Genomic DNA, 26,157 nt, shown 5'->3' on the forward strand with positions numbered 1-26,157 from the left:
GGCGCCAGCGCCCTCGTAAATTAGGATTTGTCGGCAATGGGGAGGCCAATGGTAAACCGTGTCCAATTACCTTCTTCAGACTGTACCTCCATGCAGCCTTTGCACAGGTCGGTCACTATGAAATAGGAAACGGAAAGGCCTAGTCCCGTGCCTTTGCCCACGGGCTTGGTGGTGAAAAAAGGCTCCAGTATCCGCCGGCGAATGTGCTCCGGCATGCCAGGGCCGTTATCTTCGATTTCGGTGATCACCATTGAATCTTTTTGATAGGTCCGCAGAATAAACGTGGGTTTTTCTTCCCCGTAATCCTTTTCCGCCATGGCCTCGACTCCGTTTTTGAGCAGGTTGAGAAAGACCTGCTGCATCTCATTTCCGTCGCAAAGAACTTCTGGAAGGTCATCGGCGTATTCGCGTGTGACGGTGATGCTGCGGAAGTCGAATTGCTTTTGCATGTCGTAGACGTTGGAAGCCAAACCAATGGCCTGGTGCAGCAGATCGGCGACCTTGTGCCTGCCAGCCCCTGAAGGTTCGCTTTTACGACTGAAATCAAGCATGTTGCTGACGATATTGGCCGCTCTCTCGCCAGACTCTGAAATTCCACTGATCATGGTGGTGATGTCGCGCTTTTCCAGGTAGCTGTTAAGGGCCTCTATGGTCATGCCACATTCTTCGGCAACTCTTTTATTCTTGTTGCTCTCCGGGGAGATCCGTTTTTTGATGTTGTGGGTAAAGCCTATAACAGCCGCCAGGGGATTGTTGATTTCATGCGCCATACCGGCAGCCAGGCCGCCCAGGGACATCATCTTTTCTGATTGCAGCATCATTTTTTCCATCTGCACGCTGCGGGAGACATTGTCGACACGGACAACAGCTTCTTTGGAAACATCCGGACTCAATGGAAAAATCGTAATATCTTCATAGTGTGTTTTCCCCTTGTCATGCCGCATCACCTTGGAGGCGTAGCGTGGCACCTGTTCATGTATGCTTTGCTGGATCATTTCTGCAAAGGGCTCCAGCCACGGGAAAATCTCTGTCAGGTTTCTTCCAAAAGCATTTTCGGAGGTCACCCCTGCATATTCTTCTGCCGTTTTGTTCAGCAGGTTTACGTGTCCTTCTCGGTCCACCCCCACCAGGATAGACGGCATGGAATCCAAAACGTTGGACAGGTATTTGCGCATGCGGCGCAGTTCCATCTCGGCGTTCTTGCGTTCGGTAATGTCTATGATAGCGCCTTCAAGAATGGTGTCACCGTTCGGGCCAAAGGTTTTCCTGATATTGAAATTGACCCAGCGGAAACTCCCGTCTTTGTGTTTTACCTGCACCTCGACATCAGAAACGCGGCCTTCCTGCTGCAGTGTTTTATTAATTTCTTCAAAATCCGACATATTGGCGTAGACATCTTCAGGACCTTTGATGGCAGCGACACATTCTTCAGGAGTATCATAGCCATGCAGGGTGGCGCAGGCCTTGTTCAGGGCCAGGAATTTACCTTCCTGAGAAAGTTGGAAAATGCCTTCCATGGCGTTGTCAAAAATGGATTTGTAATTGCGCTCGGAATAGCTCAACTCCTTGCGGGCGCGACGCAGGGTAAACACCGTTCTGGAAAGCATGAGTACCAGCAGAGAAAGGACGATAAGCACGGCGATGCCGCCCCATATGAGGGCGAGATTCCCTTGGTAAAAGGAATAAGGTTCATTGATGATGATGCTGTCCTCGGGCAATGCATCTTTGGAGACGCCGTATTTCTCCATGCCGAGCCAGTTGAAGATATAGAGGTTGGTTCCGACCTTAACCACAGAAATCTCTTTTGGGCTTTTTCCCCCCAGAACACGCCTGGCCAGATTGCCGATCATGCGCCCGTGATTGTACCCGTCTATGAGTTTACCGCCGATGATATTATCCCGCAGATGTATGCGCGCCAGACAATAAACCGGCACAGGAGCGTTTTGGTCAGCAGGCTCCCGATTTTTTCGTAAGTCAAATATCTCCCTGAGTTGTCGGCGTAATACGCCCCAAATAACACAACTGTGCCTGGTTTGAGCGAGCGTATCTCTTCTTGTAAGTCTTCAACAGAGAGGTTTTGGTTGTGAATGAAACGGAGTTTGTCTTCAAAAGGCTTTTGTTTTTGCTTGATGGTTACAGCCCAGGCGCGCCCTGAATTGAGATAGTCGTTGATTACAAAGATTTCCTTTGTGTCGGGAAATTGTCGCAAGATTACTTCAAGAGTTTCCCGAAATGAAACAACTTCGATAACACCGGTGAAATCATCTCTGTCTCTGATGGACGCATCGGAAAAATTGTTAACGCCACCAAAAACAACAGGTGCGCTTCTGAAAAGCACATTCTTGTATTTCAAAAGGAAATCGAATGCGTTGTTGTCGGTGGCCATTATCAGGTCAAGGTAAATGTCGTTGTACTTCTCCTTGTAGATGTGCAACAGCCTGTCGTAGTATTCAGGACTGTGATGGCGCTTCGTGTCCATATATTCTGTGTGAATTATTATGTTTTCATATGGCGGCACCATTAATTCGTCTCGAATGCCCCTGTCCATATTATCAACCCATGTCATGCCTGGGTGGTAGGAGTGCATGATGAGGACGTGGCGGAATGATTCATTCCGGGCAGTTGCAGGCAGGGCCAGGATGCTCAGTAAGATCAGAGTTAGCGCGGCACAGGGGTAAATGATTTTCATGCTTAATCTTCCGCCAACGCAGTGTTTTTCAGGATTTTAGAGAGCATTTCTCAATAAATATAAGCAGAGTATACTTCAACTGTATATATTTATCCAGCTTTGCAGGACAATTAATAACGCCAGGGCTTGCAGGAAGGGGCGTACTCGGTATTTTTCTTCATTACGCCGCCGGTGGGTAGGGGGATAGAGAGCAGGGAAAAACTGCTCCAGTATAGTGCGGCCATTTTCGCGCTGTGCCGAAACGAGTAAGCACCTGTCTTATTGTACTGGCGCGGTGAGTCTGGCCAACTGGGCAGCAACCTTGAACCACCATGGTTTACCCTTGTATGCATCGGGCTCCATTTGCCGCGATTTGGCAAAGTCGGCCTCCAGCATTTCCTGTATTTGGGCGGCAAAGTCGGCGTCCTGGATCAGGGCCGTTATCTCGAAGTTCAGCCGGAAGGATCTGTTGTCGAAATTGGCCGTGCCGACAGTTGCCACGGAATCATCGATAAGCATGACCTTTTGATGCAGAAAACCCTCCTGATAACGGTGAAAGGTTACCCCCGTTTGTTCAGCATCCTGCAGGTAGGTGAACGCAGCCAGATACGCGCCAATGTGGTCGGGGCTGTCCGGGATCAGGATGCGGACGTCGAGCCCTCGCAAGCCGGCAAGCTGCAGCGCGGTGACCACGGGCGGGTCGGGAATGAAATAAGGGCTGGTGATCCAAATACGCTTTTTGGCAGAATTGATGGCGTGCACAAACATCAGGTTGGCGGTTTCCATGGTGTCGGCAGGCCCGGTGGGGAGTATCAGCACCGGAATGTTGTCCTTTGCGGCAGGGGTGGGGGTCCACACGGCATCGAGCTGTTTGTCCGTGGCCCAGTGCCAGTCTTCGGCAAAGGCCAGTTGCACCGAGAGCACGGCCGGTCCCTCTATGCGGATGTGGGTATCGCGCCAGTGGCCAAATTTGGGGGATTTGCCCAAATATTCGTCGCCCACATTGTGCCCCCCTATCCAGGCTTGCTTACCATCGAAAACAACGACCTTTCTATGGTTCCGGAAATTGATCTGCAGTCTGTTGCGTGGGCCCTTGCGAGTATGAAAGTTGAACGCCTCCACGCCTGCATCGCGAAGATCCTGGAGGTAGCTTTTGGGCAGGTCCTTGCTGCCCACTTCATCGTACAGAAAATGAACGCGAACGCCTTCTTTGGCTTTGGCCATGAGTCTGCGCTTTACCTCCCTGCCTATCATGTCATCATGCACAATGAAGAACTGGAAGAGAATATAGTCCTGTGCAGTCTCGATGCCCTTGAAAATGTCGGCAAACGTTGCGTCTCCATCGATGAGCAGCTCAAGTGAGTTGCCGGAAAGAAACGGGATGCCTACCAGCTCCTGAGCCGCCAGAAATGCCTGGTCCACCTCGCCGGAGTGGACGTGGAACTGTTGCGTGGCCTTGAATGCTTTGTCGCCGATGGCCGCTGTACGGGCCACGGTGCCGCGTCTGGCTGTGGTGTAGCCGTGAAAGCGGTTGCGTCCGAACACCCAATAGGCCGGAACCGCAATGTAGGGGAATGTTACCAGAGACACCGTCCAGGCGATGGCCCCTTGTGGGGTGCGTGTGCTCATGACCGCATGTGCAGCAGAGATGAACCCCATGACATGGAACAAAAAGACGACGAGGACGGTCAGCTGCATAAGGGCATCCTTGGGTAGTTAGGTAAGGGGCTTCCATAGTATCCCATTCCGCATCATCCGCAAAGAGTGGGCTGTAAGACAGATATTCTCCTGATAGAGGGACCGCCAGGTGACACATGACGCCACTATACAGTTGTTTGTTTCAAAAAATAGGATGAAAGCCTCCTGATAGGAAAAGTTGTGTACGTATATGGATGCAATCTCAGAACGGATGTAAAGAACGCAGGGGAGTGAATGGAAAAGGCGCGTGCGTCGACGTTGTTTTATAATGATGCAGTGGTAAGGCGAATGGTCCGGAACTGCATGTCTGTGCAATAGAACACAGCATCCAGACATTATTTATGGAGCATGGCGTTCAAGAGGAAAATTCCATGACACATTGATGGATTCTGGCATCTAATAATTGACAAGTATAATTGAGCAATACTATGACTAATAAGCCTGCTATAAACCTGAACACGGGAGTATCTCATGCGGATTTTCGTTTCGATTTTGGTGTTTTCCCTCCTCGTTCTGCCTGCTTCCTTTGCAAGCGCTGAAAGCCTGGATAATTTCCCGATTGATCTTGGCGTTAAATGCCAAAGAGCGAGCCATGGTGATTTTGGTGGAGAATTCTTCGTATACTATTTTAATACTGGCTCTGCCATGATGGCCAAAATCAGCACGAAGGATGACCAAAACTACAAAGTCTCAATGCCTCAGGGAGCCCAGTCTTTTTCCGACAGGAAAGCGGCTTTGGACCACGTGAAGAATGCGATGTGCAGCAAGTAGTATTTGCAGTCCCGTTGTACGTGTTTTTTGTCAGAGGCCTGAGAACGTAACGTTTTTTTGAGTATATCCGTGCCCCGGCAGAGCTTTTGCAGGCGGGATACTGCCGGTTTTTTGAAGGGATGCAACTCCTTTGGCGCCTGGGTGCAATTGGCGTCTCGCGATTCAAATACGTCTTATAATCGCCCCCCTGGTTCTTACTGGAACGAGGGGGGCTTTTGCTGGCTCGGGAGAACATGGCGCGGCGCGATTCGAGCCTAGCCGTCGCGAAGCGCGTCGATGGGGTTCATTCTTGCGGCCTGGCGCGCAGGATAATAGCCGAAGAATACTCCAACGAGGCAGGATACGCCCACGCCGAGCAGAGCCGCCCACCATGAGATGAGGAACTCCCAGCCATTGAGCCGTGCAGCCACATAGCTGGCTGCAACCCCGGCGACAATGCCCAGCAAGCCTCCTGTCAGGCAGAGGCAGATTGACTCCACCAGAAACTGCGCCTGGATATCCTTTTTGCGTGCGCCGATGGCGCGACGGATGCCGATTTCTTTTTTGCGTTCCGTCACTGAGATGAGCATAACGTTCATGACGCCCACCCCCCCTACAACAAGGGATATGCTGCCTACAGCACCCAGCAGAAGCGTGAGCAACTGCATCTGTTCCTGTATGGCTTCGATGAGTTCTTCTGCACTGTTCATATCGATGCTGCCGGCTTTTGTTCTGTTTGCTACGTATTGCTTCACCTGCTTTTCCGCATCGCGCCAATTGGCGCCGGGCGCCAGCTTGGCAATGATGCTCCGGATGTCTCCCCCCTTACGGAGATTCAAGGTGGTTGTCAGAGGGGCCAATACCCCTTCGTTCAATTCCCATGGGCGGACGATGTTCAAGCTGGCTTCTCGGAGCACGCCCACAACGGTCAGCAGGCGACCATGGATGGTGAGCTTGTATCCCAGGGGGTTACGGATGCCAGCGGTGGCGAGTTTGTTTGCAATGGAGTTGCTTATCACGCAGTAGGGCATCATGGCGTCCAGATCGGACAAGGCTCGTCCTGCTACCAGTTCGAGCTTGCATAGCTCCATAAAGTTTCCGGTTACTCCCAGGATTGAGGCGCTGACCTTCTTGCCCATGATTCTGGCCTCGGTCGAAATGGAGGTGTAGGGCGCCACGTTCACGATGTCCGGGCAATGGGTTGTGATGGCCAGGGCTTCATCAAGGAGCAGGTAAGGGCGCTCGCGTTTGGAATTTTGAATGACCTGGAGGGAGACGATGTCTGTGCCCATGTCCTTGAATCTTTGCAGAGCCTGATTGCGGACAATGACGCCTATGGAGATCATGGCGATAACCGAGCCGATGCCGATGACAATGCCCAGAAGCGCCAGCAGCGTGCGCTGTTTGGAGCTCCAGAGGCTGCGCAGGGCTTCACTTGCTGTTTCACGGAGGAACATGGCGGCCGGCCTCAGGACACCATGATGCCGTCGCGCATATGTGCGACGCGCTTGCATTGTTTGGCAAGCCCGGGATCATGGGTGATGATTATCGTTGTAAGCCCCTTTTCCTGGTTGAGCTGGAAAAAGAGTTGGGTCACTTCGTCGCTTGTTTTGGTATCCAGCGCGCCAGTTGGTTCATCAGCCAGTAGTATGCTGGGTTGGCTGACAATAGCCCGGGCAATGGCAACACGTTGCTGCTGCCCCCCTGATAGTTCGCGTGGTTTGTGGCGCATGCGTTCTGCCATACCAACAAGCCCGAGGGCTTCTGTAGCCATTTCCGCACGTTGTTTTTCCTTCACGCCTCTGTAGATAAGAGGCAGGCAAACGTTTTGCAGCGCATTGAGTCGTGGAAGCAGGTTGAATTGCTGGAAGACAAAGCCGATGCTGGTGTTACGAATGGTCGAGAGTTGATCGTCAGCCATGCCGGCTGTATCGCGCCCCTCAAAATGGTAGCTGCCTGAGGTCGGCACGTCGAGAAAGCCGAGAATGTTCATGAACGTGGATTTGCCGCAGCCAGAGCCGCCAACTATGGCCAGAAATTCGCCAGTTTGCACTTCCAGGGAGACGCCTTTGAGGATTTCAATGTCCACCCCTCCCATGTGGTAACTTTTTCGAATATCCCGGAGGTGGAGCATTATGGCGCCTCAGTCAGGATCAGCTCGCCTGGGCGCAGCCCAGCCTTGATTTCCACTGCATCAAGGGTTGTCAGGCCCGTCTGCACCTTACGTTCTTCGATTCCAGAGGCGTTCTGGACGCGCACGTAGTGGCTGCCGCCATTTTCATACACTGCTGCAATGGGTACGAGTACGGCTTCCGGGTTGCTGTAGGTCGTCACTTCCATGACGGCTATCATGCCCAAACGGATACGCTCTCGCTGGCCGTGGGGGAGGGGGGCAACGCTGACAACCACATCGAACAGCGCTTCATCACTGTTTTCGGTACGCGTAGCAGCCTGGAGCGAGATGCTTTTTATCGTGCCTGCGAGTTCGATGTCGGGCAGGGCATCGCTTCGAATATGGACAGGTTGCCCCACCTTGAGTTTGACCATGTCCACCTCGTCGGCTTTTGTACGCACGGTGAAGCCTTCCAGGTCTCCGATGGCCAAAATGATCTCGCCTTCGTTAAACGAGGCCCCCACCTCCAGGGCGCGCTGCTTGTCACTCTCTACGGCCGTGGAAGGGATGACCAGACCTGTGACGGGCGCTGTGACTGTGGCGGCTTCGATCTTCGAGCGAACGTCGGCATATATGAACTTTGCGTTTTGCAGCGCCATTTCTGCTATGCGCAGGTTTTCTTCCGCCCCTCTCTGTTTGACGGAATCAAGCTTTTCTTTGCTGCTGGTATAGTCGAGAAGCTTGTTTTCGTATTCCTGCTGTAGATTGTCGAATTCATCCTGGGGGATGATACCGCGGGTCAGCAAATCGCGGCTTGATTCCAGCCGTGCACGCACGGAATCAAGGGCCATCTTGGACCGGACAAAATCACGCTGGGCGGTATGGACATCGTCGCTTTCTTCCCAGTCACGAATTTTCTGGTAGTCTTGTTTGGCTTTGATGACCTCGGCTTCGGCCTTGCGCAGCTGTACCTGAAGTTCTGAGACATCCAGCCGCACCAAGGGGGCGCCCGCCTGGACTTCCTGCCCCCAGTCCACAAATTTTTCCGCAATTTTGCCAGTAAAGGGGGTGACAAGGTTCACTATGCTGCGGGGCTCGAAATGCCCGATAAGGGAGACATTGAGGCTTACCGGCGCAACATAGGCCGCGACTGTGTTGTCGCCCTGAGTTGCCTGTTGGATAGCAGCAGGCTGCTGGTCTGTTTCAAAAAAGCCTTCATTATACAGGAGAAAAGCACCACCAATCAGTAAAAGAAGAGTGACAAAGGCGAGTGTCATGCGACGTCGGAATCGACGCTCCGTAGCCTTGGAGGCCATAGCCTGGTTATGTTCTTCTATACTGCGATAGGCCTCTCCAAGCTTGGTTGTGAGCTGTTTTTCCTGTTCGTACAGGTCGCGGTAGGTTGTAACGTCCTTGAAAACAACGACAACGCCTTTGAATTTTTCGTCCAGGAAGGATGTTGCGATCTCCAGGAATCGTTTTGTGCCATGTGGAGAAAGGTAGGGCGCGGAAACCCGGCACGTTTCGTTTTTATGCTGCACGGAATTGAGTACAGCCTGCACAAATTCGTCGTTATCTGCTGCAGCGGTAAAAAAGACTTCCGCCAGCCGCTTCCCCAGCACATCCTGTTCGGGAAGTTCAAGCAGTCTGGATGCAACGTGGTTGAAGACGACTATTTCGCCTTTGTCTGATATGGCCATGACCCCGTCGTCCAGGGTCTGGAGGATCTGCCTGTACGCCTCATGACGAGGGGTCATGATCGTTTTCCTTTCTCATTTACAAACATGAAGTATGTATGTGCTCCGGTCATGGCGTCAGCTCCACTCCCCAATTGAAAAGGGCAGGGGCGGGGGCATCCATCTTCACGGCGTCAATCGTATTGGCGTCGGCCTTTCTGTAACTCTTGAACTCGATGTCCCAGGAGTCCAGCGTCGTGCCCAGAAATTGGTCCAGCTCCGTAAGTGCGTTGAGGTAGGAAATCTTGGCTGCAAGTTCCGCCTCCCTGGCTTGGAATTGTTGATCCTGAAACGTGACGAGTTGGAATGTGGAGGAGCGCCCCTTCTGGAGTTTGATACGCTCCACCTCGAGCTTTCTGTCCGCCAGGATACGCGCCTTGTGAGAGATGGTGACCTGCCTGTGCAATAGTCCAATGTTATCCAACTGCTGTTCAAGATTGCTGAGAATGTCCTGTTCCTGTTTCCTGAGTCGGATGCGGGAGGTGTGCAAAGTGGACTTTGCCTGCAGTACGCTGCGCTGCAAATTGCGAACTTCATTGCCGAAAATAGGAATATTCAGGTTCAAGCCAAGACTCCAACTGACATCCTGGTTCGTGGTGCGAGTGTTTTTTCCACTCTTGTCCACATAGTCCCAAGGTTCGCTGACCACCCCCTCACCATCCAGACTCAGGTCCCAAAGCCTGTCCCGTTGGGTCTGCAACAAGGCCAGCTCGTTTTTGCGTATCTGCAGGAGATTTGTCAGATACTCAGGTCTGGATTCGAATACCATGCCCTGTAAGCGGTCGAGATCAAGATCCATGGGGTCAAATTCAAGCGTCTCGGCAGGTTCGATGCACAGGCTGCGATCCATGTCCAACAGCTGCAAAAGATCCAGGCGAGCGGTGTTGTAGGCATCGCGGGAACGTTCAAGAGACAGTTCCCGGTTGGCGCTGTCAGCCTCGAATTGCAGAATGTCCATCGCCGCCATGCGGCCGGTTTGGATTTTGGCTTGCGCCAACTCCAGGTTCTCCATGGCGCGCTGCAGAGAATTGCGGCTGATGGCCACGCTCCATTGTGCGGCGAGCAGAGCACGGTAGGCCCGGATGGCGGTAGTCAATTCATTGATGATGCTGGACTTGAGATTGAGCACGTTGATTTTTTCGTCCAGCACGCCAAGGCGAACTGTGGCCAGGGAGTAGTCCAGACCGGCCCCCTTGAGCAGTGGCTGCGAGATGGAAAAACGCAACTCGCTCTCCATGCCGCGGCGACTTGTACGCTCCCAACCAGTTGCATTGTTGGTGCCCAGGGTTCTGTCATCCTGCAAAGTGTGCTCTTTTTCCAAACGCCAGGACATTGCGTACCGGGCTCCCGTCGGGACAAGTCCTTCAATGGAGGGCGTTACGCCGTAACTGTCCGTAGTGGTACGGTTGCTTGTCTCAGTGAAGGTCGCAGTGCCGGCCAGGGTGTCATCCTCATGTACATGCTGCCGTGATTCGCTTCCCCGACGCTGCAGGCGGCCGTCCAGGCTCACGCGGGGGGCGAACGTATAATAGGCTGTGGTGACGAGATCGAATTTTTGAAGCACTCGCTCCAGGTACGCTATTTCAATGTTTACGTTCCGGCGCATGGCAAGTGCTACGCACTCCTCCAGCGTCATGGGCCTGGGGGGGCCGTCACACATGTCCAAATCCCCTACAAAAGAGAAGGAGCGAGCTTCTTCTACCTCGTCAGGCAGCGTTGCATCGTCAAAAAGAGGGGAAGGCGTGTCGGGTTTTTCAGCAACACTCTCTGCGGCACTGAGAGGGGCTCCCAGACATAGCGCACATAGCGAGCAGACGAGAATACATGCTTGCCAGACATGGATACGGTGATAGCCTGACAAACCCTTATGCAACAGCAGGGGGAGTGATGTTCGTGAGCAAAAGGGCATGTCCGCAATGGTCAGGTTCGTGGAGGACGCTGCTCATGTCCGTATCCGGTTTCTTCAAAAACGAGAAGCATCTATGCCAGTTGTCTTCGTGTTCTTTGATTTGCCTATGATGCAAAAACTGTATTGTCAACAAAATCATTGCCAGGGCCTGTCCCTGCGCTGTCGCGGTGTGCGGTAGAAATACATAGCTGCAGGTCTACTGTTGTTCATTCTGCTTGGATCGGATCATGATGTTGATTGCAGTTGTAGTAAAACTGCAGCGCACTGTGGATATTGTAAGAGTTGTTTACTTGGCGTGCAATCCAGGACAATATATGGGGCGCAACTTTCTATATGCGATAATGCTTATAATTGCATAGCTGCTGTGTGGGCTATCCTTTAGGCAACTCGGTGCGGGGGCAAACAGTCAATAATAGCTCGACCCCGTACATATGATAGAGTCACAGGTGCTTACGTTCTGGCGGGTCTTGCCTGACCTTAGGATGGCTGCTCTTTGCCGTACAGGTTTTTGATGTCCTTCAGCCGGAGCATAAAGGCATCAACGCAGTCGGGATCAAAATGATTTCCCCTCCCCTTTTTAATGATGCCCACGGCTTCGTCAAAGGGCATGGCCGGCTTGTAGCAGCGTTCAGAACTCACGGCGTCGAACACGTCCACAAGAGCTACGATGCGCGCAGCCAGGGGGATTTCTTCACCGGCCAGCCCCTGGGGGTAGCCGCTGCCGTCCCACTTCTCATGATGATAAAGGGCAATGTCCCGTGAGATGTGCATCAGCTCTGATACAGGGGGGCTGAGAATGTCAGCGCCATACTCAGGGTGGCGCTCGATGATTGTGCGCTCATCAGGGGTGAGGGGCCCCGGCTTGAGCAGAATGGCGTCGGGAATGCCCATCTTCCCCACGTCGTGCATGGGGCTGCCGTTTTTGATCAGCTCGACCTCACGCGCTGGCAGGCCCAATTCTTCTGCCAGAATTTCGGCGATAGCGCTCACACGACGCAGGTGATCGGCCGTGTCATGGTCCTTGAACTCGGCAACGGCTGCCAACCGTATGATTGTTTCCAGGTGAGAGCGCGTCAAATCCCCCTGAAGTCGTTTCAGTTCCGCCTTCATTCGGGCAAAAGAGTCTGCCGTCTCCTGGATTTCACGGAAGATAGAGCCTGTTGCAAAGGTGGTGTCCAGGTCCTGCTCCCGGATAGCCACGGCTTCGCGTTCAAGATTCAGAATAGGGCGGGAGATGGCCCGTGAAAGCAACAACGCGGCGATGGTGGCCACAATCGTAACAAATACCGCGATTAAAAAGTTGTTGTTCCTGTTTTCTTTGAGTGCGCCAAGGTAGTCGTCTTCAGGCATGTATATACCGATGATCCAGGGCCACATCTCATCTTCAAAGGGGTGAAACATGCCCAGGTACGTTTCACCTTCATGTTCAAAAGTTGTGAATCGGGACTCTTCTAAAGACAGGTTCCCTTCCTTGTCGTGATCCAGGTCCGCAGCGCGATACGCCATTTGGGCGAGGGGGTCTTTAATCTCGTCGATTGCGGGCAGACGGAGGTCGGAGCCATCTTCGCCCCCATGCATGACCATGTCCTGATCGTAGTGGGCGAGTACGTCGCCATTGGGGTGCAGAATGAATGCCTTGCCATTTTTGCCGATGCTCAGGCTAGCCAGGAAGGTGGACAGGTCATCAATCTCGATGTCGATTCCCACTACGCCACGAATTTTTCCGTCTTCTCCTGTGACGGGGGCTGCAGTGGTGATGCCCGGTTTTTTGGCCGTGAAAAACATGTACGGGTCTGTCCAGATAAGCCCTTTCTGGTGCATGGCCTTGATAAACCAGGGGCGCTCTCGCGGGTCGTAGGCGTCTTCAACATCCTCGGTTTGCCTCAGAAATTCCATGTTCTGATTGTAGAAAGTCAAATGCGTGACCAGCTGGCCGCTCTCGGGAGAAGTCTCTATGGATTTTGTGCGGAAGCTTGCTCCATCGGCAGTGTAGCGGCTGACATAGAAGAACTGCCCGTTCACTCCTCCAAAATAGATGCCGGCAAACTGTGGATAGATGGCCAGTTGGTTGAAGAAATACCGCTCCAACATGGCCTTGTTGCCTCCGGCCACCACGCCGGAATCCACCATGCGCTTGGTGAGTCCTGCGGCAGCATGGGCAATGGAGAGAAAGCTCTGGGAGCGCTTCATGGTGAACGCGGCGATGTTCTCCATGATATCTGTTGCGTGCCTGGTGAGAACACGGCTGGAGGATATGTGGGAGGACATGGCTGTGAGCATCTGCCCGCCCCATAACATGGCAAGAAGGGAAAAAAGGAGCGCCCACCTGAGTCGCAGCTTCATTCAGACTCCCGGAGTATTTGCAAACAAAAAAACACAACTATGGGTACAACGTTTACCAGAACAAGCAAAGGAATTGTATGATTCTTTTCTGGTCAGACATGCAGGGCGGGGCATGTGCGACACGGTCTATGTTTGATGCCAACACTCCCTGTAATCCTTTGGGGTGAATATAAAGATACAGCGCTCATATGCAGACGAGGGACAAGGTGTGCTGTGTAGAAAACCTGTTGTACCTGGTAAATATTAATGGCTATGGAATTTATTGTAAAAATTGTTCCTTGTAAGGAAGAACACTGTGACAGCATTTCAATCGTAATGCAAAATGTAGAAACATTTTGTCCGCTATCTGGAGCACTGCAAGCATGAAGGACATAACAGGCGTGGACAAAAAAGGGCACTGCGATAACGGTCGAACTCCTTATCAACCGTTGCTTGTAGGGGCATTTTTATAGCTAAACAGCATATAGATAAAGTCGAAGAGGCCGTCTGTCCAATCACCTATCAGGGACATTGTATCAGGGGGATGCCATCATTATGCAAACTGCATTAAAGTTCACTACTCCATTTTTTTTTGTTGCAGAAAGATTTGGAATGTATTCCTGCATCACACAGGATACTGTGGTATTTATGTTATCTTTACTGGCACTTGGTAAATCCAATGGTATGTATTTTATTCCAGCACTTTCTAAAGCTTCTTTCTTAATGGTGTCTCTTAGACGGGCTTTTTCATCTTGGTTGTGTCCACTACCCTGAACCTCTATTGCAGCTATTGGCCAAAAGCCTTTGTTTACAGAAGTGGGGCCATTTGTTCGGACCATCTGGCGGCAAAGTTAAGGTGGACAATTTACGGGATTACGCCGCCCGGTGGGTGCAAGCCAGAGGTGGCGCCCCCTCTGGCTTTTGTGTTTTTAGGTGTTTAGATTAAAATGATCGCTCTGTTGTTGTAATAACTGAACGTTGTTTTCCAAGAAAATAAGTAATTGCGCAGTGAAAGCTTATTTGTTATGCATAATGCCTTAAATATTCATAGTGTGCTATAAGTAAGTGGAAATATTATGCGACACGCAAGATATAAAGTTTCTGACGCCGGTGATGGTGCAATCCTTTGGCAACTCTTGTCCGAGCACCTTCGCAACACTGCAAGGAATGCTTACCGGTTCGCCCTGGAAGCAATCCCAAAAGACAAGACTTTTCATCATCGTGCCATGTGGTGCGGTTTGCTCCATGATATTGGTAAGTTCCCGGATAAATGGCAGCATCGCCTCAATGCTGCGGCGGCAGGTAAAGAGAGTGGGAAGAAAGTGCCCCATTCTCCACTAGGAGCGGCAGCAGCCTTTGCTGCAAAGGCACCAGACTTATGCCTGGCGATTTACGGGCATCATTCCGGTCTGCCAAATGCTAAAGAATTGAGCACTTTTTTGCAGTCTTATCATGATGCTGGGCGAGAAAGTTTGCAACTCGCTCAGTCGGAGATAGCAACGCTGCAAAAGCCATTGCCTCCTCTTGCGCCGCCGCCCGAAATCTTTGCTGCAGAGCTGCGACTGCGCATGCTCTATAGTTGCCTGGTAGATGCCGACAGGCTGGACGCTTTGCGCTTTGACCAGGGCGGCCTTTCTGCCAAAGAGCCGTTGCAGGCTGATATGTTGCTCAACAGATTGCTAACCTTTGTCGCGAAAAAGGCCGCAGAGAGCAAAGCGCCTCCTCACGTTCTCCAGGCTCGCCAGGAAGTGCTGCAGGCTTGCCTTGCCGCATCAGGGAGAGATGCCAGACTTCTATCACTTGCAGTGCCAACGGGTGGCGGCAAGACCTTGTCATCCATGGCTTTCGCGCTCAAGCACGCCTCATTGCGTCCCGATGCGGTCAGACGCATTATTATTGTCGTGCCGTTCCTTTCGATTATCGAACAGAACGCACGTGTCTACCGCGAAGCATTGGGTGAAGGCTGTATCCTGGAGCATCACTCAGGAGAACTGGGCGGTCTGGTTGCAACCCCAGGCAAAGGTGGGGCGTTTGGGAGCGAAAATACGGGGGACAAAGTATTTTCCCTGAAGGATACCGAAAACGCTGCGCTGTTGCACCAGACCAGAAGATTGGAGCTGTTGCGAGAAAACTGGGACGCTCCAATCATTATCACGACAGCGGTCAGATTTTTTGAAAGTCTGTTTTCCAATAAACCCTCAGATGCCCGTAGGCTGCATAATATTGCCCGCTCAGTGGTTATTCTGGACGAAACACAGACCATGCCCAGGCAGTATTTGGCTCCACTATTGAATATGATGCATGGCCTGGCCGATGAGTGGGACACGCATTTTGTATTTTGCACTGCCACGCAGCCGGCGTTTGAGAAGCCCTTGGCAAGCGAATTAAGCCCTTTGGCGAATACGGATTGTCGTTGGGAGCCAGGCACCATCGCACATATAATCCCACCTGAAATGCAACGCGATTTGCAACGCAGGCTACAACGGGTAGCGCCCCCTGTCTGGCCACAGGAAGGTGAAGTCTGGTCTTGCGAACGTCAAGCCCAGGAGCTGGCCAGCCATGTGCAGGCGTTGTGCATCGTCAATACCAAACGTCAGGCGCGTGAGCTTTACGAAACATCGGTGCAAAAGGGAGTGCAAGGGGTATGGCATCTTTCTACCAGAATGTGCCCTGTCCATAGAGAGGAGTGCCTCAGGCGGATCCATATGGCGCTGGAGCGGGGTGAAGCGTGCCATATTGTCAGTACGCAACTTATAGAAGCGGGGGTGGATATAAGCTTGCCTGTTGTTATGCGGGCTATGGGCCCCTTTGATAGTATTGTCCAGGCGGCGGGGCGTTGCGACAGAGAGGGGATTCTTACTGCCCAAACCGGTGCGCCTGCCGGGAAGCTGATCGTCTTTCATCCTGAGGACTCCGGTAATCCCTGCAGACAGGAAACAAGTGTGACACAAACCCTTTGTAATGCAGAGAACAGGACGCTTTCGCTGCACGATCCCGACCATGTACGCGAGTATTTTAACAGACTTTACCAACTTGGGCAGGATCAACAGTCTATTCAACCCTTACGCAAGGGGTTCAATTTTAAGGAAGTGAGTAGCGCTTTTGAAATGATCCAGGACAGGACCCGAGGCGTGCTCATCCCCTATGGTGAAGAAGGCAAGTCTTTGCTCGATGAAGCAGCGCATACGCAACATATCTCACGTGAACTGTTGCGTAGGCTCCAGCGCTATCAAGTGGGGCTCTATCCCAATGAATTTGCCGAAGCCTATGCGCTAGGGCTGGTCTCTCTGGTTCGGGAAGATGCGGATCTCTGGCGTGCACAGGAAGATTGCTATTTTGCTGACATCGGCTTGCGGATAGCGCACCTGAGTGCAGCAAGTCACGTTGTCTGAAAATGCCGCATTGCCTCCTGCTCTCGCAGCTTGTATATGCCGCAGTGTGGGGACGTGGATTGAAACATGTTCGGAGTACAATATACCTTTAACACAATGCCTTATAGCTTTGTATTTTTCGTCCCCACTCTTTTCGATTTAATCCCGTTTAAATGATATATATTGTTGACACGAAATACGCCAAAGGCTATGTTTGGCCAAAGTGTTTTTATCGTTATATTAGGAGTCAATAAACAGGAGGTGCTATGACTGGAAACGATCCGGCCAGTATTCGTGTCAAGGTCAGCGGAGCCCTTGCGTTGTTCACTAGCCCCGCAGCCAAGGTGGAAAGGCTGTCTTACATGGCTCCCACACCGTCCAGTGCCAGGGGGGTACTGGACAGTATCCTTTGGAAACCTGAAATGCGATGGCACATCACGGCCATCGAGGTATTGCGCCCAATTCGGTATATAGCGCTCAAACGCAATGAGCTCCAGAGTAAAACGCCAGTCAAGGGTAAAAAAGGCGTGCAAGGGTGGATGGTGGACCCGGATGCCAACTACAGCCCCAGGCCTGCTGGAGCAGGAAGTGAAGATGTCACCCAACGTAATTCTCAAGCGCTCAAGGATGTAGCCTACATCATCGAGGCTGTTCCCATCGTTTACAAGCCAAATGGGGAAAACACACCGCAGAAGTATAAGGCGATGATCGAGCGGCGTGTGGAGAAAGGGCAATGCTATAAGCGCCCCTATTTAGGGTGCAGGGAGTTCGCCGCCGAGGTCTCTCCACCCGAACCCGAAGATTCTCCGCTCCCCATCGATATGGATCTGGGGGCAATGTTGTACGATATCATCTTCGACCCGCACAAACAAAAACACCAAGCCGTATTCTTTCCTGCTCTCCTCAAGCAGGGGCGTATCAACACCCGTGTGGACGACGTTATCGCGGATCCTGAACTCCGCAGGAGGGTGCTGGCATGCTCGTACAGCCACTAAACGATTACGCACATACTTATTTGGCCCGGGAGCTTGCAGAACCGGCATTTGAGGAACGCCCTGTCCGCTATTTGCTGGAAATCCATGCCACCGGACGATTTCTTGGCATTACGCTTAACGAACGCACTGTCAGAAACATGAGCAAAGGCAAGGAGGTAGTGCATACAATTGCGGACACTATGCTTGCTCCAGTTTCCCCAGTAAACCGCAATAGTGGTGTGTATCCTCTGTTGGGGTGCGATGCGTTATCCTATGTGCTGGGGCCACGCCTGGGTGCCTGGAGTAAGGAGGCTGACCTGGAAAAGCATCGCAAGCATTTTGAGGGCGATAAGGATTCCCTTGGGTTTAAGGCCTTGCTCCGGCAGGCAGCGCAGGAGACGGGTGATCCTGCCCTGGCTGCCTGTTTGCGGTTTTATGAGGACGAAGATGCGCTGGAAAAGGCTCGCTCTAATATGGAAAAAATGAAGCCTGGCGCTGGGGAACTTGCTTGCCTGAGCGTCAGGCCAGAGCACATCGATCCTGATAATCCAGGCGGGCCAGTAACTCACCGCGCGAGTGTTATGGACTGGTGGCGTGAGTATTATTTGCGCTTGTTCAAGGAGCGCCACGCCAAAGGGCGCGAGGGGTACTGTCTGCTCACCGGGGAAAAGGGCACTTTGGCCGTAACCCATGAGACCATTAAAGGCGCAACCAGCCTCGGTGGGCAAGCTAGCGGCGTATCCCTCATGTCTTTTGATAAATCCTCCTTTTGCTCATACGGGTGGGACAAGAATGCCAATAGTCCGATGCTGCCCCTTGCTGCCAGGGGATATGTGCTGGCTTTGAACGACCTGCTACGCAAGGGCTTGCACCATCAGGGGCGCAGTCACGAGGCAATGCTCCACACGCGCCGCGATGTCGGTGCCTTGGCCTTACTCTTCTGGACCAAGGAACCTCAGGACCAGGACCTTATGGCGCTTATCGAAGCCCCGGATCCGGTCAATGTCAAACAACTCCTGGACGCTCCTTGGAAAGATGGAGGTGCTCTGCCCGAGCAGGAACTGAATAATATCTTTTATCTTTTGGGTGTTACTGCCAACGGGGGGCGCTTGGTTGTCCAGAGTTGGCACTTTGAAAATCTGAAGACCGTGCGTCGTAACGTGGCCAACTGGTTCCAGGAACTGGAGGTTCCAAACTGTTTTACCCCGCTGGAACCCACGCCTCCGCCTGGCATCTACACTCTGGTGAACGCCATCTTGCCCCGGGCAAGAGTGAGTGGCGCACATGACCAGAACAAGCCCGACAAGAAACGTGAAAAACAGCAGTTGCAGCTCTGCAAACGCGCCCTGTTCGGTCAGCCTCTGGGGCGTCATGTGTTGGCTGCTGCCCTGGCTCGTGTGCGTAGGGAGCAGAGAAGCAACAGGGTTTACGCCCCTCGGGTGGGACTCATACGTCTGTGCGTCAACGACATCGCAACATATCAGCAACAAGGAGCGCCACTCATGACCAAGGATCTGGACTGGAATCAAACCGACACGGGGTACATTTGCGGCAGGTTGTTGGCTGTCTATGAAAACCTGCAATACGAAGCCTTAGGCAGGGTGAATGTCACCGTGGGGGACAGGTACTTCTCAACTGCGTCCACATATCCGCTTTTGGCTTTCAAGCGGCTCGAGGATTTGAGCCATGCCCACCTCAAGCGCCTGCGTAGGGATAAGAGAAGTGCGCAAGTCGCCATTACGAACAGAATCAGCGAACTCATCGAACTTCTCGGCGCAAAGGGGGGGAATTATCCCAAACGTCTCAGCCTGGAAGAGCAGGGGCGCTTTATCATCGGCTATCACCACCAGAAAGCGGATGACTTGCGCCAGGCACATATAGCGAAAGAGAAGAAAGAGGCCAAAACCGCAGCTCTCAATGAGAACGGCAAAGCGACTGAAACCGACATTGTCACCAGCCAGGATACATAAAAGGAGCATACCATGACTACTAGCATCGACAATCGTATTGACATTCTCTACCTCTTCGACGTCAAAGACGGTAATCCCAATGGTGACCCCGATTTTGACAACACTCCCCGTTTTGATCCTGAAACTTTCCAAGGCTTGGTATCGGATGTCTGTCTTAAGCGTAAGATCAGAAATTATGTGCATGCCCTTAAGTCGCAATCCGGTACAGTGGAACAAGGGTACGATATTTTCATCCTGCAGGGGCACAGCCTGGAAAGTCGGCAGCGCATGCCCTATGACAACCTGAAGCTCAAAGCCAAAGGCAGCAAGAGTGACAGCAACGACGTTTCCAAGGCGCGGGAGTGGATGTGTGAAAACTTCTTTGATGTACGAGCCTTTGGCGCCGTGATGAGTACAACTGACTTCAACTGTGGGCAGGTTCAGGGACCTGTGCAGGTCACATTTGCCAGGTCTTGCGATCGTGTTCTCAATACGGAGCACGGCATTACCCGCGTGGCCTACACCACAGAGAGAAAAACATCCGAAACCACCGCGCGAACCGAAATGGGACGCAAGCACACAGTGGCTTATGGGCTGTATGCCGCCCATGTATTTATCAATCCTGTTTTCGCTGCCGCAGGCAAAAAGGGAACGGGGTTCTCCACGGACGATCTCGACGTTTTGAAACAAGCCCTTGCTAATATGTTTGATATAGACCGTTCTGCTGCGCGGGGACTTATGCGCGCGCGCCATGCCTTTGCCTTTGAACATGCATCCGCACTAGGCAATGCACCCGCCGGCAAGTTGTTCGACCTAGTGAATGTCGCACTGCGCGAAGGGGTTGATACGCCTCGAAGTTTCGCAGATTACTCCATTACCTCGCTTGATGAACTACAAAAGGTTTGCCCGCCCAATGTCAGCGTTTCAGACTGGGTGGCGTAGCAAGCGAATGCAGCGAGAATATCCGCTCTCGGCCCTGGCGCATCTGCTCTATTGCGAGCGTCGGGTGGTTCTTGTTCACCGCGACAAGGCCTGGGCCGAGAGCATAGCCACCGTTGACGGCCGGCATTTGCACCAGACGGCGGATAATGTTTTTGCATGCGAATCCCGTGGGGATATTCGTATTGCCCGTGCCTTGCCGTTGCGAAGTAAGGCTTTGGGTCTTTATGGCGTTGCTGACGTGGTGGAATTTCACCGCGCTACGTCGGAGGATTCCGGCGCGGTCACAGTGCCAGGCTTGAAAGGATTGTGGCGCCCCTTTCCCGTGGAATACAAAAACGGGCGTTTGCGTAGAGAGCAGGGCTACATCGCCCAGCTTTGCGCCCAGGCCCTGTGTCTTGAGGAAATGCTCGGATGTTCGATTCCGGAAGGCGCATTGTTCTTTGGAAAGACCAGACGTCGTCTGTCCATTAATTTTGACGCCACCTTACGGGAAAAAACCTATAAAAATGCTGTGCAACTTCATGAGCTCCTGGCCATGGAGGATTTACCAAAGCCTGTATTGAGTAAAAAATGTACAGCGTGCTCGTTAGAACACATTTGTATGCCGCGCATAGGCAAGGCCAACGCCATACGGTACTGCAATGACATTATGGATGATATCCGCAAAGAGGCGCCACCATGCGACGAATGCTGAATACTTTGTATGTTACTACCTTTGGTGCTTATCTTTCGAAAAAAAATGAAACCCTGCATGTGAGCATTGAAGGCGAGCGTGTATTATCCTTGCCCCTGCACACCCTGGAAGGTGTCGTATGCTGGGGCAGTGTGGGTGCCAGTCCGCCTCTGATGCATGCGCTTGCGGAAAATGGTACCCTGCTGACGTTTCTCTCTCGCTCAGGACGCTATCTTGCAACGGTTCGTGGTCCGGTTTCCGGTAATATCACGCTCCGTCGCGAGCAGTTCCGCATCGCAGATGCTCCGGAACGTGCTGCAGGGTATGCCCGTTCGTTTGTTCTAGCCAAATTGCGCAACTCTCAAACATTGCTTCTTCGAGCGGCCCGGGATCGAGACGACACTGCCAACAAGGAACTTCTGCGCGATGCTTCCTCACGTATCGCGGCTCTGGCTCAAGGGTTGGCCGGCACACCTGATGTCAGCAGCCTCATCGGGATAGAGGGAGAAGCAGCCTCCACGTATTTTCGCGTGTTTGACCATCTCGTACTGCATCAGAAAAAGGATTTTTGTTTTTCCGGTAGAAACAAGCGCCCCCCTTTGGATAACATCAATTGCTTACTCTCGTTTTTCTATACCTTGCTCGCACATGACGTAAGCGCGGCGTTGCAAGCTGTCGGCCTGGATGTGCAGCTTGGTTTCATGCATCAGGACAGGCCGGGGCGCCCCAGTCTTGCGCTTGATCTTATGGAGGAACTGCGACCGTACATGGTGGACAGGTTTGTACTTTCCTGCATTAACAGGAAACAGACCACGGCTAAGGATTTCAAGACAACGCAAAGCGGTGGCATAGTCCTCTGCGACGAGGCAAGAAAACGACTCATTACCTTGTGGCAGGACCGTAAACGAGAGGTATGCGTAAAACACCCTTTTTTAAAAGAGAAGATTGAACTTGGTCTTATTCCGCATGCCCAGGCCGTTCTCCTTGCGCGTACCATCAGGGGCGATCTTGATGCATATCCCCCTTTTGTCTGGAGGTGAGAGGAAATGTTGGTGGTTGTATCCTATGATGTGAATACGGAAACGGCAGCAGGTAGGAAGCGGCTCCGTAAGGTCGCAAAACTATGCGAAGACAAGGGGCAGCGTGTGCAGTTTTCGGTGTTTGAATGCCTGCTGGAACCAGCACAATGGCAGCAGTTGAAATTGAATCTTTTAGAGACCATTAATCCGGAGACGGACTCGTTGCGTTTCTATTTCCTTGGTAAAAATTGGCAGCGCAGAGTGGAGCACCAGGGCGCGAAGGAAGGCTATAATCCAGAGGGAGTGCTTTTGATTTGAGCGCGAACCTGAAGCGCCCAAATTTTTCTTGTTTTACTGGGAAGAGTCGAAAGTTCTTTGAATCCATAAATATGTGTCATAGTAGCGTATGTAAGAGATATATCGTACAACAGGCAACCAAAAGAGGTTCGCGTATTTAGTCTTGCTAAGCGTTGCCCCAAGCGTTTTTGGGGAGCAGCGGTCGCGCCCATCACGGGCGCGTGGATTGAAACGTACTGGTGGAGCTTTTCGTGGTAGTAGCGCCAGTCGCGCCCATCACGGGCGCGTGGATTGAAACAGGCCGCCGGGGTCGCGAGGGTCGTCCGTGACCTGTCGCGCCCATCACGGGCGCGTGGATTGAAACCAGATAGAGCCGCTTCGGCATGCCCCAGGGTGAAGTCGCGCCCATCACGGGCGCGTGGATTGAAACACCGCCGTCGGATCGACCTTTGATTCTTCCATCACAAGTCGCGCCCATCACGGGCGCGTGGATTGAAACGGCCTCTGGGGCAACGTCTGGCAGTGGATCGACGGGTCGCGCCCATCACGGGCGCGTGGATTGAAACAATCCGTTGAAATAGCCACCTCCACCCCCTCCAAGTCGCGCCCATCACGGGCGCGTGGATTGAAACCTTGAGGCGGCGCTGACCTGGACCGCCAACCGCAGGTCGCGCCCATCACGGGCGCGTGGATTGAAACTATCTGCTGGCGGCCTGGACGATTTTTGCTGGAGTCGCGCCCATCACGGGCGCGTGGATTGAAACCGCAGCTGTTATCAGTCTGGTCCAGTCGGAGCTGGTCGCGCCCATCACGGGCGCGTGGATTGAAACCGTATAGAGCCTGGTCCTGAAATCAACATGCCAGGTCGCGCCCATCACGGGCGCGTGGATTGAAACTTGCACAGGCTCTGTATGTTGGGGCGTGGCGATAGGTCGCGCCCATCACGGGCGCGTGGATTGAAACGGGGACTTCACCTATGACCTGCCCAGGCTGCCTGGTCGCGCCCATCACGGGCGCGTGGATTGAAACTTGGCCTTGCGGTATTCATAGGGACTTCCTGCCTGTCGCGCCCATCACGGGCGCGTGGATTGAAACATTTTATTTGCATTTTTAATTATGAATTATGGAAGTCGCGCCCATCACGGGCGCGTGGATTGAAACTGCATTGGTCCAGGCCGCATGTCCGGACCGGGACGTCGCGCCCATCACGGGCGCGTGGATTGGAACCGGTGGGGCACGCCGCAAACTGCGGTTGCGTCTCTTTGCCCTACATGGAAAACTGGGAGATGCGCCATCCTGGCGAGATTCCCATCGAACAGCCACGGACAACAAGCGAGGCGGTTATGGACGCGGCCCAGAAGGCACGAAACCGCACGTGGCTTGAGGGCCTTGTCACAGCTGAAAAATGGCGCACGGTGGGACAGCTTGCCCCATCTCTTATGGAAAAACTGGAGGCCCGTGGATTAACGCCGGTCTCTCGGGAAATCGGTATTTCGGATAAACGCGTCCGCCATTTTCTCTCTCAGGCCGGCACAACCGGCAAGCGGGGGCATAAGGCGCCGGACAATAAAGGCGTCCCCCTCGAAGACGTGATCAACATTCAAGACCACCTTGCACGCCCTAAAGCTGTGTTGTTGGAGAAGGGGGCAAACGCGTTGTTGTTTGTATTTGAACCCGCAGGAGGGAAGCCGGGACACCTCGGGGTGCTTCCGATCAAGTTGAGAGATAAGGACAAAAAAGTGCGCACCAGACACAATTGGGTGCAAACTGGCCGGCAGGAGCAGGCTGAGGGGCTGCGTGATGAGAAGCGCTATGAAATTCTTGAGGGGAAAATATGACCGCCGCGGGGGTGCGCTCCGTCCCCGCCCCCGATTACCGCTGGTGCGGCCGGGCCGGATGCAGCAAACGCTGGACCCGTATCATCTCATAGCGACTTTGCTGACGAGTCGCGGCGGCCTTTAAAAGAAAATAACACTGCCGGGGAAAAATGCAACCACGGAAAATGCACGAAATGGCCGCCAGAATGGCGAATGCCTGGACGCCCTACCTCGGGGCCGCCAGTTTGCCCTTTCGTGCAATACAGCCCGTTAAATGCCCGTTTAATCGAAGCGTTTTGATTCAGGAACAAAGGGGCGGACGTGGGCCGGAAAGTTTTCCGGGCTCAGGTTCAGTCCCGCACATGCAATAAACCTCGAAACAAACGGCGCGTCAAGCGCGGAAAATTAACCCCTGTGAGGTGCAGTGATGGCGAAGGACACCAAGAACGAGACCAACGAACAGGCTGCCGACAAGCCGGCTTCCTGGCGGGATGGCCTTGGCAAGGAGGAAATCGCAACTCGTGAGAAGGCGGCCAAAAGCCTGGACATCAACCCCGCCCACATTTTTGCGGTGTCGGCAAACGGCCGCCGGGTGGTAACCGTGGACGGCCGCAAACTGGAGGTGTCGCATGAATCTTAAAGCCCTGCTGGCCCGATTGGGGCCGCTTGGGCTGTGCGAGCCGGCGCGCTTGCGCGAGGCGCTGGATGGCGACTTCATGCAGCTGCGCGAACGGTTGCAGGCCCGGCTCAAAGAACTCTTCACGGCCCAGGGCAAGGATGATCCATGGCCGTTTGTGCGTGGCCTGTTCCAGGATGCCGTGGTGGTCGAGCTGGACGGCCAGCTCTGGCGCTATCCCTACGTGCTGGGTGAGGGCGACAGCCTGACCCTGGGCGAGCCGCAGAGCGTGGTGGCGCAGTATGTGCCGGCTGCCTGTGCTGGCGGACAGCCCCCCCGGAACCAACGCCAACGGAAACCAGTGTATTCGTGGAGGCAGAACCCCAGGCTGGCGGAGCAAGCCACTTCGAAGTTCGGATCATTCGCGAGGGCATGAGCCTGAACGGCGCATTCTACCCTGCCGCAACATTGCGCGAGGCCGCGCCCCTGTTCGAGGGCTGCCGAGGTCGCGCCCATCACGGGCGCGTGGTTGAAACCGCCACGGCGGGGTCAACATCACCGAAAGCTGCCTGCAGAGTACTGCCCTGGCGGCGGACCGCGGACGCCCAACCCCAGGCCGGATCATCCAGCCTGGGATGGCCGATAACCAGGGGCACGCGCCGTGTTGCCGGGTCAAAACCCGAGACCATACGGTTCAGATCGGCCTTGGTCCATTCCCGGGGCTGGCCACTATGATCCCTGTGGCGACCTGTTGTGAAAATGTCGATCCATTTTGTTTTCATATTGACTCCCGCATTAGTATTACCTATCTTTTAATCACTATCGGCCGTCGTTCTGGGATCGCCCGCCGGGGTTAGGGATATGATCTGGCGACGGGGCTGAGGTTCCGGCTTACTCAGCCGCATCCCGAAAAATGAGCACCCATTCCTCTCTTTCTCCAAATTTTTGAATATTGCGTCCTGACTGTGGTTTCCGCGCGGGACAAACGCGGTTGAGGCGTCCCAATAACGGCACGTCGCGCCCATCACGGGCGCGTGGATTGAAAAACGTTGGCCGGTGTGCAGTCGTCGGGCTAGCCCAGTCGCGCCCATCACTGGCGTCTCCTCCATGCCTGATGCAGTACGTAGATGACTTGCTTTTAGTGTATTCCGATGTTTTAAAAGCAATTTTAAACTATTATAATAGTAGGTTTTGTTGAGCAAGTCCTTTGTCAGGTGCTCCTAATTCTAGGGAAACACTTCATACAATATCTTAAAAAGTTTTGCGTTGTGTTGTCTACGGAGACCTCTTTTTGCATAAGCGA

At 53.2% G+C, this 26,157-nt stretch carries 21 protein-coding genes and 1 CRISPR repeat array; of the genes, 11 read left to right on the forward strand and 10 right to left on the reverse strand.

From position 1 onward, the window contains the following. Window positions 1-20: 20 nt before the first annotated feature. The 3 genes from ACZ5EH_RS12430 to cls all read right to left on the reverse strand — a co-directional run bounded on the left by ACZ5EH_RS12430 (window position 21) and on the right by cls (window position 4,366). Window positions 21-1,934: a PAS domain-containing sensor histidine kinase gene (locus ACZ5EH_RS12430; RefSeq protein ID WP_464274201.1), complete on the reverse strand. Its 1,914-nt coding sequence runs from the start codon at window positions 1,932-1,934 to the stop codon at window positions 21-23. Beyond that, window positions 1,871-2,689: a hypothetical protein gene (locus ACZ5EH_RS12435; protein WP_464274202.1), complete on the reverse strand. Its 819-nt coding sequence runs from the start codon at window positions 2,687-2,689 to the stop codon at window positions 1,871-1,873. Before ACZ5EH_RS12435 ends, ACZ5EH_RS12430 begins: the two co-directional genes overlap by 64 nt. A gap of 258 nt (window positions 2,690-2,947) precedes the next feature. Continuing rightward, window positions 2,948-4,366, reverse strand: a complete 1,419-nt coding sequence (gene cls / locus ACZ5EH_RS12440; protein WP_464274203.1) for a cardiolipin synthase — start codon at window positions 4,364-4,366, stop codon at window positions 2,948-2,950. Between the two features lie 471 nt (window positions 4,367-4,837). Between cls and ACZ5EH_RS12445 the strand changes: the two genes are divergently transcribed. Next, window positions 4,838-5,137, forward strand: coding sequence for a hypothetical protein (locus tag ACZ5EH_RS12445; RefSeq protein ID WP_464274204.1), 300 nt, complete (start codon window positions 4,838-4,840; stop codon window positions 5,135-5,137). Between the two features lie 254 nt (window positions 5,138-5,391). On the opposite strand, the gene ACZ5EH_RS12450 is transcribed toward ACZ5EH_RS12445, so the two are convergent. The 6 genes from ACZ5EH_RS12450 to ACZ5EH_RS12475 form a co-directional block, all read right to left on the reverse strand. Next, window positions 5,392-6,573 carry an ABC transporter permease gene (locus tag ACZ5EH_RS12450; protein WP_464274205.1) on the reverse strand — a complete coding sequence of 394 codons (1,182 nt, stop codon included), beginning with the start codon at window positions 6,571-6,573 and terminating at the stop codon, window positions 5,392-5,394. Between the two features lie 11 nt (window positions 6,574-6,584). Then, window positions 6,585-7,250 (reverse strand): ABC transporter ATP-binding protein, encoded by a 666-nt coding sequence (locus ACZ5EH_RS12455; protein ID WP_464274206.1) that lies wholly within the window; start codon window positions 7,248-7,250, stop codon window positions 6,585-6,587. After that, the gene (locus ACZ5EH_RS12460) at window positions 7,250-8,986 is read right to left on the reverse strand and encodes an efflux RND transporter periplasmic adaptor subunit (protein WP_464274207.1); all 1,737 of its coding nucleotides are present in this window, start codon (window positions 8,984-8,986) and stop codon (window positions 7,250-7,252) included. Before ACZ5EH_RS12460 ends, ACZ5EH_RS12455 begins: the two co-directional genes overlap by 1 nt. A gap of 49 nt (window positions 8,987-9,035) precedes the next feature. Beyond that, window positions 9,036-10,625 carry a TolC family protein gene (locus ACZ5EH_RS12465; protein ID WP_464274208.1) on the reverse strand — a complete coding sequence of 530 codons (1,590 nt, stop codon included), beginning with the start codon at window positions 10,623-10,625 and terminating at the stop codon, window positions 9,036-9,038. 726 nt (window positions 10,626-11,351) lie between these two features. After that, complete coding sequence (locus ACZ5EH_RS12470) at window positions 11,352-13,217, reverse strand: HD domain-containing phosphohydrolase (RefSeq protein ID WP_464274209.1); 1,866 nt, start codon at window positions 13,215-13,217, stop codon at window positions 11,352-11,354. Between the two features lie 515 nt (window positions 13,218-13,732). Then, complete coding sequence (locus tag ACZ5EH_RS12475) at window positions 13,733-14,035, reverse strand: DUF2726 domain-containing protein (RefSeq protein ID WP_464274210.1); 303 nt, start codon at window positions 14,033-14,035, stop codon at window positions 13,733-13,735. Between the two features lie 237 nt (window positions 14,036-14,272). On the opposite strand from ACZ5EH_RS12475, the gene cas3 reads away from it, so the two are divergent. The 10 genes from cas3 (at window position 14,273) to ACZ5EH_RS12525 (ending at window position 25,290) form a co-directional block, all read left to right on the forward strand. After that, window positions 14,273-16,588, forward strand: a complete 2,316-nt coding sequence (gene cas3, locus ACZ5EH_RS12480) for a CRISPR-associated helicase Cas3' (RefSeq protein WP_464274211.1) — start codon at window positions 14,273-14,275, stop codon at window positions 16,586-16,588. A gap of 245 nt (window positions 16,589-16,833) precedes the next feature. Continuing rightward, window positions 16,834-17,562: a type I-C CRISPR-associated protein Cas5c gene (cas5c, locus tag ACZ5EH_RS12485; RefSeq protein WP_464274212.1), complete on the forward strand. Its 729-nt coding sequence runs from the start codon at window positions 16,834-16,836 to the stop codon at window positions 17,560-17,562. Further along, the gene (gene cas8c, locus ACZ5EH_RS12490) at window positions 17,544-19,511 is read left to right on the forward strand and encodes a type I-C CRISPR-associated protein Cas8c/Csd1 (protein ID WP_464274213.1); all 1,968 of its coding nucleotides are present in this window, start codon (window positions 17,544-17,546) and stop codon (window positions 19,509-19,511) included. Before cas5c ends, cas8c begins: the two co-directional genes overlap by 19 nt. A gap of 12 nt (window positions 19,512-19,523) precedes the next feature. After that, the gene (gene cas7c / locus ACZ5EH_RS12495; protein WP_464274214.1) at window positions 19,524-20,432 is read left to right on the forward strand and encodes a type I-C CRISPR-associated protein Cas7/Csd2; all 909 of its coding nucleotides are present in this window, start codon (window positions 19,524-19,526) and stop codon (window positions 20,430-20,432) included. 7 nt (window positions 20,433-20,439) lie between these two features. Continuing rightward, entirely contained in the window at window positions 20,440-21,126 is a 687-nt protein-coding gene (gene cas4 / locus ACZ5EH_RS12500; RefSeq protein ID WP_464274215.1) for a CRISPR-associated protein Cas4, read from the forward strand. Beyond that, the gene (gene cas1c, locus ACZ5EH_RS12505; protein WP_464274216.1) at window positions 21,111-22,145 is read left to right on the forward strand and encodes a type I-C CRISPR-associated endonuclease Cas1c; all 1,035 of its coding nucleotides are present in this window, start codon (window positions 21,111-21,113) and stop codon (window positions 22,143-22,145) included. Before cas4 ends, cas1c begins: the two co-directional genes overlap by 16 nt. Window positions 22,146-22,151: 6 nt before the next feature. Beyond that, the gene (gene cas2, locus ACZ5EH_RS12510; protein WP_464274217.1) at window positions 22,152-22,442 is read left to right on the forward strand and encodes a CRISPR-associated endonuclease Cas2; all 291 of its coding nucleotides are present in this window, start codon (window positions 22,152-22,154) and stop codon (window positions 22,440-22,442) included. A gap of 180 nt (window positions 22,443-22,622) precedes the next feature. Beyond that, window positions 22,623-23,648: a CRISPR direct-repeat array (repeat unit 32 nt; unit sequence GTCGCGCCCATCACGGGCGCGTGGATTGAAAC). A 2-nt stretch (window positions 23,649-23,650) separates the two neighbouring features. After that, window positions 23,651-24,259, forward strand: coding sequence for a hypothetical protein (locus tag ACZ5EH_RS12515; protein WP_464274218.1), 609 nt, complete (start codon window positions 23,651-23,653; stop codon window positions 24,257-24,259). A gap of 406 nt (window positions 24,260-24,665) precedes the next feature. Continuing rightward, a complete protein-coding gene (locus ACZ5EH_RS12520) occupies window positions 24,666-24,878 on the forward strand; it encodes a hypothetical protein (protein ID WP_464274219.1) in 213 nt (70 codons plus the stop codon). Continuing rightward, window positions 24,868-25,290 (forward strand): hypothetical protein, encoded by a 423-nt coding sequence (locus tag ACZ5EH_RS12525; RefSeq protein ID WP_464274220.1) that lies wholly within the window; start codon window positions 24,868-24,870, stop codon window positions 25,288-25,290. Before ACZ5EH_RS12520 ends, ACZ5EH_RS12525 begins: the two co-directional genes overlap by 11 nt. Before the next feature lie 79 nt (window positions 25,291-25,369). On the opposite strand, the gene ACZ5EH_RS12530 is transcribed toward ACZ5EH_RS12525, so the two are convergent. Further along, window positions 25,370-25,636 (reverse strand): hypothetical protein, encoded by a 267-nt coding sequence (locus ACZ5EH_RS12530; RefSeq protein ID WP_464274221.1) that lies wholly within the window; start codon window positions 25,634-25,636, stop codon window positions 25,370-25,372. Window positions 25,637-26,157 lie beyond the last annotated feature (521 nt).

The organism is Desulfovibrio biadhensis (assembly GCF_055388615.1).

What these genes read in the sequence shown, in the direction of transcription:
- cas3 (WP_464274211.1), top strand. Translation starts at nt 14,273, where the DNA reads ATGCGACACGCAAGATATAAAGTTTCTGACGCCGGTGATGGTGCAATC.
- ACZ5EH_RS12460 (WP_464274207.1), bottom strand. Translation starts at nt 8,986, where the DNA reads ATGACCCCTCGTCATGAGGCGTACAGGCAGATCCTCCAGACCCTGGAC.
- ACZ5EH_RS12445 (WP_464274204.1), top strand. Translation starts at nt 4,838, where the DNA reads ATGCGGATTTTCGTTTCGATTTTGGTGTTTTCCCTCCTCGTTCTGCCT.
- ACZ5EH_RS12525 (WP_464274220.1), top strand. Translation starts at nt 24,868, where the DNA reads ATGAATCTTAAAGCCCTGCTGGCCCGATTGGGGCCGCTTGGGCTGTGC.
- cas2 (WP_464274217.1), top strand. Translation starts at nt 22,152, where the DNA reads ATGTTGGTGGTTGTATCCTATGATGTGAATACGGAAACGGCAGCAGGT.
- ACZ5EH_RS12475 (WP_464274210.1), bottom strand. Translation starts at nt 14,035, where the DNA reads ATGGTCCGAACAAATGGCCCCACTTCTGTAAACAAAGGCTTTTGGCCA.
- cas4 (WP_464274215.1), top strand. Translation starts at nt 20,440, where the DNA reads ATGCAGCGAGAATATCCGCTCTCGGCCCTGGCGCATCTGCTCTATTGC.
- cas5c (WP_464274212.1), top strand. Translation starts at nt 16,834, where the DNA reads ATGACTGGAAACGATCCGGCCAGTATTCGTGTCAAGGTCAGCGGAGCC.
- cas1c (WP_464274216.1), top strand. Translation starts at nt 21,111, where the DNA reads ATGCGACGAATGCTGAATACTTTGTATGTTACTACCTTTGGTGCTTAT.
- ACZ5EH_RS12435 (WP_464274202.1), bottom strand. Translation starts at nt 2,689, where the DNA reads ATGAAAATCATTTACCCCTGTGCCGCGCTAACTCTGATCTTACTGAGC.
- ACZ5EH_RS12520 (WP_464274219.1), top strand. Translation starts at nt 24,666, where the DNA reads ATGGCGAAGGACACCAAGAACGAGACCAACGAACAGGCTGCCGACAAG.
- ACZ5EH_RS12530 (WP_464274221.1), bottom strand. Translation starts at nt 25,636, where the DNA reads ATGAAAACAAAATGGATCGACATTTTCACAACAGGTCGCCACAGGGAT.
- ACZ5EH_RS12455 (WP_464274206.1), bottom strand. Translation starts at nt 7,250, where the DNA reads ATGCTCCACCTCCGGGATATTCGAAAAAGTTACCACATGGGAGGGGTG.
- ACZ5EH_RS12450 (WP_464274205.1), bottom strand. Translation starts at nt 6,573, where the DNA reads ATGTTCCTCCGTGAAACAGCAAGTGAAGCCCTGCGCAGCCTCTGGAGC.
- cas7c (WP_464274214.1), top strand. Translation starts at nt 19,524, where the DNA reads ATGACTACTAGCATCGACAATCGTATTGACATTCTCTACCTCTTCGAC.
- ACZ5EH_RS12470 (WP_464274209.1), bottom strand. Translation starts at nt 13,217, where the DNA reads ATGAAGCTGCGACTCAGGTGGGCGCTCCTTTTTTCCCTTCTTGCCATG.
- cas8c (WP_464274213.1), top strand. Translation starts at nt 17,544, where the DNA reads ATGCTCGTACAGCCACTAAACGATTACGCACATACTTATTTGGCCCGG.
- cls (WP_464274203.1), bottom strand. Translation starts at nt 4,366, where the DNA reads ATGCAGCTGACCGTCCTCGTCGTCTTTTTGTTCCATGTCATGGGGTTC.
- ACZ5EH_RS12465 (WP_464274208.1), bottom strand. Translation starts at nt 10,625, where the DNA reads ATGTGTGACGGCCCCCCCAGGCCCATGACGCTGGAGGAGTGCGTAGCA.